This window comes from Campylobacter sp. IFREMER_LSEM_CL2101, assembly GCF_025771825.1.
Classification (GTDB): Bacteria; Campylobacterota; Campylobacteria; order Campylobacterales; family Campylobacteraceae; genus Campylobacter_D; species Campylobacter_D lari_C.
In genome coordinates this window covers 1-739 of the sequence record NZ_JAKMQZ010000027.1, presented here as the reverse complement: position 1 = coordinate 739, position 739 = coordinate 1, and the positions used below count along the sequence as shown (strand labels likewise).

At 34.8% G+C, this 739-nt stretch carries 1 protein-coding gene; it reads right to left on the bottom strand.

Going from position 1 to position 739, the window contains the following annotated elements:
• Positions 1–102: 102 nt before the first annotated feature.
• On the bottom strand, positions 103–739 hold a 637-nt coding region (locus tag L8V88_RS07930; RefSeq protein WP_263727462.1), incomplete at its 5' end, for a flagellin.

The window sequence follows — 739 nt, the reverse complement described above, 5'->3', positions numbered from 1 at the left end:
GTTTTAAATTAAGAGTTTTAAATTAAGAGTTTTAAATTAAGAGTTTTAAATTAAGAGTTTTAAAAAACACCTTGAAAAATCAAGGTGTTTTGGATTTCTTAACTATTGTAATAATCTCATTACATTTTGTTGCATAGCATTAGCTTGACTCATAGCATAAGAACCACTTTGAGCTAAGATATTATGCTTAGCAAAGTTTGCACTTTCTGCTGCAAAGTCTACATCTCTAATGTTTGACTCAGCTGATTTAATATTTACTTGAGTTACGCTGATGTTATTAAGTGTAGCTGTGATTTGATTTTGCACCGCACCAAGATCAGCTCTAATAGAGTCTAGGTTAGTAATAGCAGTTTCAGCTATATCCATTACAGCCATTGCACCTTTAAGCGTAGTAACGCCAGCTTGTTGATCTTTAGCAGCTATATCTTTTACAGTAGCATCACTATGTCCAAAGTTAGCAAATTGACTTGCTCCATCTCCAGCTGCACTAAAACCAAAGGCAACAGAAAACGCTGTTACAAAAGCTAATGCATCGGTAGAATTATACATTTTAGACATTTCTTTACCACTACCCACAGAATATCCTGTACCAGCACTCATACCACTACCATCTGATTCCATATAAGTAGAAACAGCTGAGAAGGTAACTATCATTCTACCGCCACCTTTATAAGCATTAAAGCCCATAGCGTCAGCTACATTAGTATCGATATTTCCTTTTGATTCTCTTAGTGAAATC